The sequence below is a fragment of the Streptomyces sp. SCL15-4 genome, from assembly GCF_033366695.1.
Taxonomy (GTDB): Bacteria; Actinomycetota; Actinomycetes; order Streptomycetales; family Streptomycetaceae; genus Streptomyces.
Genome location: NZ_JAOBTQ010000001.1, coordinates 7,918,667 through 7,928,362, shown reverse-complemented (window position 1 = coordinate 7,928,362; position 9,696 = coordinate 7,918,667). Strand labels below are relative to the sequence as shown.

7 protein-coding genes are annotated in these 9,696 nt (G+C 72.3%); 4 read left to right on the top strand and 3 right to left on the bottom strand.

Annotated features, from left to right (window positions below):
• Positions 1-9 precede the first annotated feature (9 nt).
• The 3 genes from cysC to SCK26_RS35705 are packed head-to-tail and all read left to right on the top strand — an operon-like array spanning position 10 to position 2,842.
• The gene (gene cysC, locus SCK26_RS35715) at positions 10-570 is read left to right on the top strand and encodes an adenylyl-sulfate kinase (RefSeq protein WP_318205526.1); all 561 of its coding nucleotides are present in this window, start codon (positions 10-12) and stop codon (positions 568-570) included.
• Positions 567-1,523, top strand: a complete 957-nt coding sequence (gene cysD, locus SCK26_RS35710) for a sulfate adenylyltransferase subunit CysD (protein ID WP_318205525.1) — start codon at positions 567-569, stop codon at positions 1,521-1,523. Before cysC ends, cysD begins: the two co-directional genes overlap by 4 nt.
• 5 nt (positions 1,524-1,528) lie before the next feature.
• Positions 1,529-2,842: a sulfate adenylyltransferase subunit 1 gene (locus SCK26_RS35705; RefSeq protein ID WP_318205524.1), complete on the top strand. Its 1,314-nt coding sequence runs from the start codon at positions 1,529-1,531 to the stop codon at positions 2,840-2,842.
• A gap of 144 nt (positions 2,843-2,986) precedes the next feature.
• Here SCK26_RS35705 and SCK26_RS35700 read toward each other — a convergent pair whose 3' ends face one another.
• A complete protein-coding gene (locus tag SCK26_RS35700; protein WP_318205523.1) occupies positions 2,987-4,261 on the bottom strand; it encodes an MFS transporter in 1,275 nt (424 codons plus the stop codon).
• 135 nt (positions 4,262-4,396) lie between these two features.
• Between SCK26_RS35700 and SCK26_RS35695 the strand changes: the two genes are divergently transcribed.
• Positions 4,397-5,548 (top strand): epoxide hydrolase family protein, encoded by a 1,152-nt coding sequence (locus SCK26_RS35695; RefSeq protein ID WP_412080814.1) that lies wholly within the window; start codon positions 4,397-4,399, stop codon positions 5,546-5,548.
• A gap of 10 nt (positions 5,549-5,558) precedes the next feature.
• Here SCK26_RS35695 and SCK26_RS35690 read toward each other — a convergent pair whose 3' ends face one another.
• Both SCK26_RS35690 and SCK26_RS35685 read right to left on the bottom strand, forming a co-directional pair.
• On the bottom strand, positions 5,559-7,019 hold the full coding sequence (locus SCK26_RS35690) for a radical SAM protein (RefSeq protein WP_318205521.1): 1,461 nt from the start codon (positions 7,017-7,019) through the stop codon (positions 5,559-5,561).
• Positions 7,019-9,622: a glycosyltransferase gene (locus SCK26_RS35685; protein WP_318205520.1), complete on the bottom strand. Its 2,604-nt coding sequence runs from the start codon at positions 9,620-9,622 to the stop codon at positions 7,019-7,021. Before SCK26_RS35685 ends, SCK26_RS35690 begins: the two co-directional genes overlap by 1 nt.
• Positions 9,623-9,696 lie beyond the last annotated feature (74 nt).

The window sequence follows — 9,696 nt, the reverse complement described above, 5'->3', positions numbered from 1 at the left end:
GGAGCGGCTGTGAACTCCTTCTCTTTCTGCACCTGTCACCCCGGGGCCACCGTCTGGCTCACGGGCCTGCCCAGTGCCGGCAAGACCACGATCGCCAGAGCCGCGGCCGGGCGCCTGAAGTCCCGCGGCCGGCGGGTGGAGGTGCTGGACGGCGACGAGATCCGCCGCTTCCTCTCGGCGGGCCTCGGCTTCTCCAAGGAGGACCGCGACACCAACGTACGGCGTGTCGGCCTGGTCGCCGAGGTGCTGGCCCGCAACGGCGTGCTCGTCCTGGTTCCGGTGATCGCGCCGTACGCCGAGGGCCGCGAGGCGGTGCGCCGGCGTCACGAGGCGAGCGGCACCGCGTACGTGGAGGTCCACGTGGCCACACCGGTGGAGGTGTGCGCCGAGCGTGATGTGAAAGGGCTCTACGCCCGGCAGGCCGCCGGCGAGCTGACCGGCCTGACCGGCATCGACGACCCCTACGAGCCGCCCGTCGCACCGGACCTGCGCATCCAGGCGCACGGCTGCGGTGTCGACGAGAGCGTCGGCTCGTTGCTGACCCTTCTCGCCGAACGGGAACTCGCATGACCGACGACCGCGGAACACGGCTGCTCACCGGGAAGACGGGCGGGGCCGGACGGAACGTGTACGCGCTGTCCCATCTCCAGGCGCTGGAGTCGGAGGCGGTGCACGTCCTGCGGGAGGTGGCGGGCGAGTTCGAGAACCCGGTGATCCTCTTCTCCGGCGGCAAGGACTCCATCGTGATGCTGCACCTGGCGCTGAAGGCGTTCGCCCCGGCGCCGGTGCCCTTCGCGCTGCTGCACGTGGACACCGGCCACAACTTCCCCGAGGTGCTCGCCCACCGGGACCGGGTGGTGGCCCGGCACCGACTGCTGCTGCACGTGGCCTCCGTGCAGGACTTCATCGACCGCGGCGAGCTGCGGGAACGCCCGGACGGCACCCGCAATCCGCTGCAGACCGTGCCGCTGCTGCACGCCATCGCCGCCCACCGGTTCGACGCGGTGTTCGGCGGCGGACGCCGTGACGAGGAGAAGTCCCGGGCGAAGGAACGGGTGTTCTCCGTGCGGGACGAGTTCGGCGGCTGGGACCCGCGCCGGCAACGGCCGGAGCTGTGGCAGCTGTACAACGGCCGGCACGCCCCCGGCGAGCACGTGCGCGTCTTCCCGCTGTCGAACTGGACCGAACTGGACGTGTGGCAGTACATCGCCCGGGAGGACATCGAGCTGCCGGCCGTCTACTACGCCCACCGGCGCGAGGTGTTCCTCCGCAACGGCATGTGGCTGGCTCCGGGGGCCTGGGGCGGGCCGAAGGACGGCGAGCGGTGCGAGGTGCGCCGGGTGCGCTACCGCACCGTCGGCGACATGTCCTGCACCGGCGCGGTGGACTCCGACGCCGTCACGGCCGAGCAGGTCATCGCGGAGGTCGCGGCCTCCAGGCTGACCGAGCGGGGCGCGACCAGGGCCGACGACAGGCTGTCGGAGGCCGCCATGGAGGACCGCAAACGCGAAGGGTACTTCTGATCACGATGACCACCGCCGCCACCCCCTTTGCCGCCGACGGTCCGGTACCGGGTCCGCTGCCGGCCGCCGCGCTGCTGCGCTTCGCCACCGCCGGGAGCGTCGACGACGGCAAGTCCACCCTGGTCGGCCGGCTGCTGCACGATTCCAAGTCCGTGCTGGCCGACCAGCTCCAGGCCCTGGAGCACGCCTCGCGCACCCAGGGCCCCGAGGGCCCCGACCTGGCCCTGCTGACCGACGGGCTGCGCGCCGAGCGGGAACAGGGCATCACCATCGACGTCGCCTACCGCTATTTCGCCACCGCCCGCCGCCGCTTCATCCTGGCCGACACCCCCGGCCACGTGGAGTACACCCGCAACATGGTCACCGGGACCTCCACCGCCGACCTGGCCGTCATCCTGGTCGACGCCCGCAACGGCGTGGTCGAGCAGACCCGCCGGCACGCGGCGATCGCCGCGCTGCTGCGGGTGCCGCACGTGATGCTGGCGGTGAACAAGATGGACCTGGCCGGCTACGACCGGGCGGTGTTCGCCCGGATCGCCCGGGAGTTCGGCGCGTACGCGGCGTCGCTCGGGGTGCCGGAGGTGACCGCCGTCCCCGTCTCGGCGCTGGCCGGGGACAACGTGGTCGAGCCCAGCACGGCCATGGACTGGTACCGCGGCCCCACCGTGCTGGAGCACCTGGAGACCGTCCCGCTCGGCGACGACCCGGCCGAGGGCGCGGCCCGGTTCCCGGTGCAGTACGTCATCCGCCCGCGCCTGCCCGAGCATCCCGGCTACCGCGGCTACGCCGGCCAGATCGCCGCCGGGACGTTCCGGGTGGGCCAGCCGGTGACGGTGCTGCCGTCGGGCCGTACCTCCCGCGTCGTCGCCATCGATCTGCTGGGACGGCCGGTGAGCGCCGCACGGGCACCGCAGTCGGTCACGCTCCGGCTCGCCGACGACCTCGACGTCTCGCGCGGCGACCTGATCGCACCGGCCGGTGCCGTTCCGGAACTGCGCCGGGAGGTCACCGCCACCGTCTGCCATCTGCACGACAGTCCGCTGCGGACCGGCCGGCGGGTGCTCCTGAAGCACACCACCCGTACCGTGAAGGCGATCGTGGAGGACATCCCCTCGCGGCTGGTCCTGGACGACCTCTCCGCCACGGCGCGGCCCGACCTGCTGGCGGCCAACGACATCGGCCGGGTGCGGCTGCGCACCGCCGAACCCCTGCCGTTGGACGACTACGCCTTCTCCCGCCGCACCGGATCGTTTCTGCTGATCGATCCCGCCGACGGCGCCACCCTGAGCGCGGGCATGGTCGGCGACGCCTTCGCGTAAAGAGAAAACGGCACGGAAACACCGGGAAATCGCCGGCGGGGCGGCGCCCCGCCGGGTCCGGTTCTGCTGCCGCGAAATATCCGGTGTGCTGCCGCGGAAAACGGGAAACCCGCAGAGGATTTCCTCCGCGCGCTCACTCGATTTTCACGCGGGGTTATTCTCCTCCACGGGTGTGCGTGCCGTTCCGCGCGCGGCGGGCACGCCCCTGTTGCGTGCCGCGTAGGCGATGACGCCCGAAGCGACGATCATCACGGCGATGGCATTGAGCGCGACGGGCAGCCCGAGCCCCTGGGCCAGGAATCCGATCGACGGCGGCGCGACCAGAATTCCGCTGTAGCCCAGTGTCGAGGCGAGCGCGACGCCGTCCGGGCCGCCCGCCGCGCCCGCCCGTGCCATGGCCACCGGAAAGATGTTGGCGAGGCCCAGGCCGGTGACGGCGAGTGCGGCGAAGACCAGCCACGGCTGCGTCGACAGCGCGGCCACGACCATGGCCGCCCCCGCCGCCAGCCCGCCGGCCGTGACGACCGCGGTCTGCCCGAGGCGCTCCAGCAGCCGGGTTCCCAGCAGTCGTCCCAGGGCGAGCATCAGGGTCACCGTCGCATAGCCGGCCGCCGCCGCCCCGGGACCGCCGTCGAGGTCGTCACTGATGTGCAGCGGCACCCAGGTGTCGAGCGCGCCCTGGCTGTAGGCGGCGCACAGGCCGAGCACACCGAAGACGAGGACGTCCGGCCGGACCCGCGCGGAGCGCCGGCCGGCGGTGTCCGGCCGGTCCTGCCGGTCCGTCGCCGGCGCCGCGCCGGCCGCTCGGCGTGCCGGGGTGGGGGTCGACAGCAGGACGCGGCCGCCCAGCGCGGTGGCCGCCAGTCCGACCGGCACCAGCAGGAGCAGGTGGCGGGTGGGGGTCAGGGAGGTGGCCAGCAGCCCGCCGAGTCCGGCTCCGGCCAGGCTGCCCAGGCTGTTGGCGGCGTGGAAGCCCGGCATGAGCGGCCGGTCCGTCGCCTGGATGAGTTCCACGGCGACGCTGTTGCCGGCGACGTCGATGCCTCCGTAGGCGGCGCCGAAGACGATGAGCACCAGGCCCAGTGTGGGCGCGGAATGGGTGAGGGGGGACAGGAAGACGGTGGCGGACAGCAGTGCGGCCGTCGCGATGGTCATCCGGCGGCTGCCGAAGCGGCGGCACAGTCTGCCGGTGACCAGCATCGACACCACGGCCGCCGCCGTCATGCAGAACAGGGCGAGGCCGAGGGACGCGGGCGACGCGTGCGTCTGCTCCTTGATCGCCGGGATGCGGATGGCCCAGCCGGCGAAGAGGAAGCCGCCGAGCGCGAAGAACAGGGTGAGCGCGATCCGCAAGCGCAGGAACTGCTGTTCGGGGGTTGGTGCGGTGGGGGGAGAGGGTGCGACCGATGGTTTGTTCATCTGCGACACAAAATCCAACGTAGGCAGCGCCGCGAACCCGGCACAAGAGCGGATTCGGACACTCCGGGCGGGTGAGACATGCGGGGGCCGGCGATGACTTCCGCCGCGCGGGGGCACCAGAGACCCGGAAAGGAGGTGCGGACCGTGACGAACCTCAGCGACTTCCGCATCGACGTCCCGGCACACGTGCTGGCGGACCTGCGCGACCGCCTCCGGCGCACCCGCTGGCCGACGACGACCCCCGAGACGGGCTGGAGCCGGGGCGTACCGGTCGGCTACCTGAGGGATCTGGTGGACTACTGGGCCGACGGCTACGACTGGCGGACGTGGGAGGCGCGGCTCAACGCGTTCCCGCAGTACGTCACGGACATCGACGGTCAGCGCATCCACTTCCTGCACGTCAGGTCGCCGGAGCCGGACGCCCTTCCGCTTCTCCTCACGCACGGCTGGCCGGGCTCGGTGGTGGAGTTCCGGGAGGTCATCGGCCCGCTGACGGACCCGCGCGCCCACGGGGCCGATCCGGCCGACGCCTTCCACGTGGTCGCCCCGTCGCTGCCCGGCTTCGGGTTCTCCGTGCCGCTGGCGGAACCCGGCTGGGACTACGGCCGGACGGCGCGCGCCTGGGCGGAGCTGATGGACCGCCTGGGCTACCGGCGTTACGGCGCCGAGGGCGGGGACGCCGGTTCGGTCATCTCGCCCGAGCTGGGCCGGCACGCGCCCGAACGCGTCGTCGGCGTCCACATCCACGGCGGGCTGGACTTCCCCGACCTTGGCCCCGCCGAACTGGCGGCGCTCGACGGCCACGAGCGGGAGCGGCTCGCCGCCGCCGACGGCATCCGGCGCGAGGGCCGGGGCTACTCGGACCTGCAGAGCACCCGTCCGCAGACGCTGTCCTACGCCCTGAACGACTCGCCGGCCGGGCAACTCGCCTGGATCGTGGAGAAGTTCAAGGAGTGGACCGATCCCGCCCGGAAGCTCCCGGAGGACGCCGTGGACCGCGATCTGCTGCTGACCAACGCCACGCTGTACTGGCTGACGGGCACCGGGGCGTCCTCCGCGCACATCTACTACGAGGAACGGGTCGCCGACCGGCCCGCTCCGCGGTCCCCGGTGCCCACCGGTGTCGCCGTGTTCCCCAGCGACCCGGCCGTGCGGAGCGTGCTGGAGCGCGAGCACCGCATCGTGCACTGGTCGGAGTTCACCCGGGGCGGGCACTTCGCGGCACTGGAGGCGCCCGATCTCCTCGTCGCCGACACCCGGGACTTCTTCCGGCCCCTGCGCCGCTGACCGGAACGGCTCAGGTGTCCGGCCGTGCGGTCAGCTCGGTGTTGATGATCGCCTCCACCAGGGTCTCCCCCACCGGGGTCAACGTGACCGTGCCCGCGGCCTCGTCGGTCTCCACGAGCCCCCGGCGGCGCAGGGAGTCGAAGCCTTCCCGTCGGCCGGGGGCGAAGAGCGAGGAGCCGGGGAAGCGCCGTCGGTGCACGTCCTCCCGCAGCGGGCGCAGCGTGGACAGCGCCATGGTGACGGCCCTCGTCTCCCGGGCCCGCGGGGTGAACCCGGTGGCGGAGTCCAGCGGGATCCGCCCGGCCCGTACCGCGTCGCCGTAGCGCCGCCAGTCGACGTCCGTCATCGCCTCGGAGCGGTGGCAGCTGGAGCTGCCGCCCAGGCCGATGGCGACCTCGGGCCGCTGCCGCTCCTGGTCGGCCATGAGGGACTTCCACTTCTCGGGGCCGGCTCCGGGGCGGGCGAAGTACATCGTCGGATGCTCCGTCCAGCCGGCCTCGCGCAGCCCGGTGGTGAGGATCTCCCGCATCTGGTACTGCTCGCCGAGCGTGGGCCAGCGGTGCCCCCGGGACGCCAGCCGGGCTCGGTACTCCGGCAGTTGCCAGGCGGCGGGCCGCACGCCCGAGACGCCGGTGCGGGTGTCGGCGAAGTCCCGCAGGTGCAGCTTGGTGCACACCACGGCGGTGGGCTCGTGTTCCAGTACGGTCTCCAGATCGCGCCGGACGCTGTCCACGGTCTGGTCGAGCAGGCCGTACATCAGATCCACGCTGACCCGCTCGAAGCCGGTGGCCTTGGCCCGGCGGATGAAGTCCGTGCAGGCGGCGGCGGTGTGTTCGCGGCCGCTCAGGCGCAGCACGTGGTCGTCGAAGGACTGCACCCCGCTGGAGAGCTTGCCGCAGCCGAGTTCGGCGAGCAGTTCCAGCTTCTCCGGTGTGAAGGTGGTGGGGTCGCCCTCGAACCGTACGGTGGTGCCGGGGCCGAAGGCGAAGTTCTCGCGGTAGAAGTCGAGCAGCCGGCGGATCTGGTCGGCGGGCAGCAGCGACGGGGTGCCGCCGAACACGTTGAACTCGCCCACCGGTGCCGTGGCCAGGTGCGGGAGCCTGCGCAGCCAGAGCCGGGCCTCCCGGATGTTCCAGTCCACCCACTGCGCCGCCCGCCGGTCCACGGTCTCCTGGGGGCCTTTGACGATGACGACCGGGTACTGGCAGAACCGGCAGCGGTAGGAGCAGGTGGGGATGTACGCCCAGAGGTGGATCGGCGCGGTGGTGCTCAGCTGGGTGTCGAGGTCGTCCAGGAACCGCTCGGGGTCGTAGCCCTCGATGTCGCCCGGGAAGACGTGGGCGCCGAACGGGTCCTCCCGGACGTAGTCCAGCAGGTGCCGGTTCTCGGGTGCGGCGAGGGCGTGGACGGCGTCCGGGACCGGTGCGGCGGGGTCCACCGCCAGCAGGGAGGCCAGCGCGGGGTCGGTCATCAGAAGACACCTCCGTTGCCGAAGTAGTCGTGGGCCTCGCCGGATTCGCGGTCCTCGCAGTAGTAGGCGACGAACTCCCGGAACCGCTCGCGGGGGACGTCCGCCAGGCACGGCGGCAGGGGCGGCGGGCCGCCGATGTCGTCGCCGACGGCCGCCCGCAGCCGCTCGAAGAGCTGGTCGGCGAACTCGAAGTAGAGGCGGAACGACGGTGTCTTGTAGCGGTGGATGGGGGTGAAGTCCAGGATGCGCATCTCGTGGACGATCTCCTCGACGCGTCGCCGCAGCGCGTCGGCGAGCGGCGCGCCGAAGAAGTCCCGTACCGGGGCGGTGGAGAGCAGGTCCGGGTCGAGCAGGACGGGCAGCAGGAGGTTCTTGGGAGTGAAGTCCTTGATGGAGAACTCCCAGGCGCGGCGCGCCTCGTCCTCGGTGAGGTCCCGGACCCGCGCGGTTCGCCGGCCGTCGGCGGCGGGGCGGATGTCCCGCATGACGATGGTGCCGTGCGAGCCGTAGGCCTTGCCCTCGATCACCTCCTCCAGCGCGTGGTCCACCCGGCGCGGGTTGATCTCCACCCGGGAGGCCGGGACGTACACCCGGCTGCCGCCGAGCGCGGACACCTTGATGCCGAAGTCCCAGTCGTCGGAGAGGTGGTTGACGAAGCGGCCGTTCTCCACCTGGTAGAAGATCTCGATGCCGCCCGCCCGGTCGTGCGCCCGGCGTTCGACGGCGAAGCCCTTGCCGTCGGGGAAGCCGCCGAAGAGGGAGAAGGCCACCTGGCGGCAGCGCAGGGTGCGGGAGATCGCATCCCACAGCCGGGGCCGGTCCGCGAAGTGCTCGGCGCGGTAGAAGTAGTCGCACACGCCGATGTCGGCGCCGCTGTCGTCCATCGCCTTCAGGAGTGTGGCCAGCCACCTGGGGTCCACCCGGCAGTCCGCGTCGGCGGAGACCAGGTAGAACCGCTCGTCCCCGGCGGGCCGGCCGGCGCTGCGGTCGGCGGCGAACCGCATGCCGGTGCGGCGGGCGCACGAGACGCCCTGCTCGGGTTCGCGGACGATGTGCAGCGGCAGGTCCGGATGGCCGGCCGCGAAGCGCTCGGCCAGTGCCACGGTGTCGTCGGTGGAATTGTTGTCGACCACCACGATCTCGTACAGCTCCGGGTCGAGCCGGCCGTCGCCGTCGCGCTGGTCGTACAGCGACTCCAGCACGGCGGTCAGCTGCGCGGCCTCGTTGTACACCGGGAGGACGACGCTCATCCGGGTCCGGGTGCCCATCGGGGTGAGGACGAGGCGGTCGAGCAGGCCGGCCGCGGTCGACCGGCCGAAGGAACGGGCGCCGAGCCGGTGGTTGTACTCCACCGTGGCGGACCGCAGGTCGTCGTCGTTCAACAGCTGAACCACCTCGTTAACGAACGCGGGGGTCGGCAGGTCGTCGTGCAGGACGGGTGCGCGGAAGCCCTTGTCGCCGTACACCGTCGGATACAGCTCGTAGGCGCTGGTGATGTAGGGGACCTTGGCGGCGATGGCCTCGCCGATGGGGTTCCCGTAGCTGTCGTAGTCGTAGGAGGTCAGGAACGACACCAGGTCGGCGTGGGCCAGCAGGTCGCGGACGGAGGGGCCGCCGCCGGCGGGCGTGCCGGCCGCGTCGGGGTCCGGGGCGAGCCAGCCGCCGAAGACGATCCGGTCGGTGACGCCGAGCGCGGCGGCGAGCGCGGTCAGCCGCCGGTACTCGCGGGGGTCCTCCTCGGTGTCGCCGGCCACGAACAGGCGGACGTCCATGGTGCGGGCGAGCCGGGCGACGAGGTGGATGTCGCGGTCGATGCGCTTTTGCGGGATGATCCGGGTGGTGCGCGCGATCAGCCGGGCGTCGTCGGGTATCGCGTGGTCGGCGCGGAAGGTGGCGTTGTGCGGGCCGGCCGTCGCCGCGCGGTGCGGGAACGCGTTCGGCAGGACGTCGATGTCGCGTACGTGCGGAGCCCAGGCGCGGGTGAGGGCCCTGGCCCGCTCGTGCAGTGCGAGATAGCGGACGTGGACGGAGTCGAGCAGCGGCGGGACGTGCGGGTACGGCGGGCTGCCGTACTTGCCGCTGCCCGGCTCGCTCTGCCACATCAGGTCGTGGTCGCGCCACAGCACATAGCGGCCCAGGCGGTGCCGGGCGCCGTAGGCGACGATCGCCTGTTGCAGGGCGCGGGTGACCATGATGTTCTCGGGCAGGGTGCCGTTCTCCACGAGCACCCGGGTGACGCCGAGCGATTCCCACAGGGACAGCACCCGTTCGCACAGCGCGTCCGCGACGCGCGCCACCCGCGGCAGCAGCCGCGACTCGCCCTTTTCCACGACTTCCTGGAGGACCTCGGTCACCAGTGCGGCGTCGTAGCCGGCGACGGTGTCGAGTGCCGGTAATCGCGACAGGCGTATCCAGGGCGGCAGCAGCCGGGCCTCGTCACGGTACGGGACGAAGAACCGTCCCTTGTCCGCCTTGATGTCGTAGCCGAGGTCGAGGTGCACCTCGTAGCCCCGGTCGTGGAAGTGCTGGGCGGTCTTCGCGAATTCGACGACCACTCCGGACAGGGGTGTCGCGTCGAAGGACACGCCCCACAGGACCGTCATGTCTCGCCTCCCTCCCCCGGCAGGGCTGCCGGGCTCGTCGGCCAACCACTCGACGCTAAGGGGGACGCCGCGGG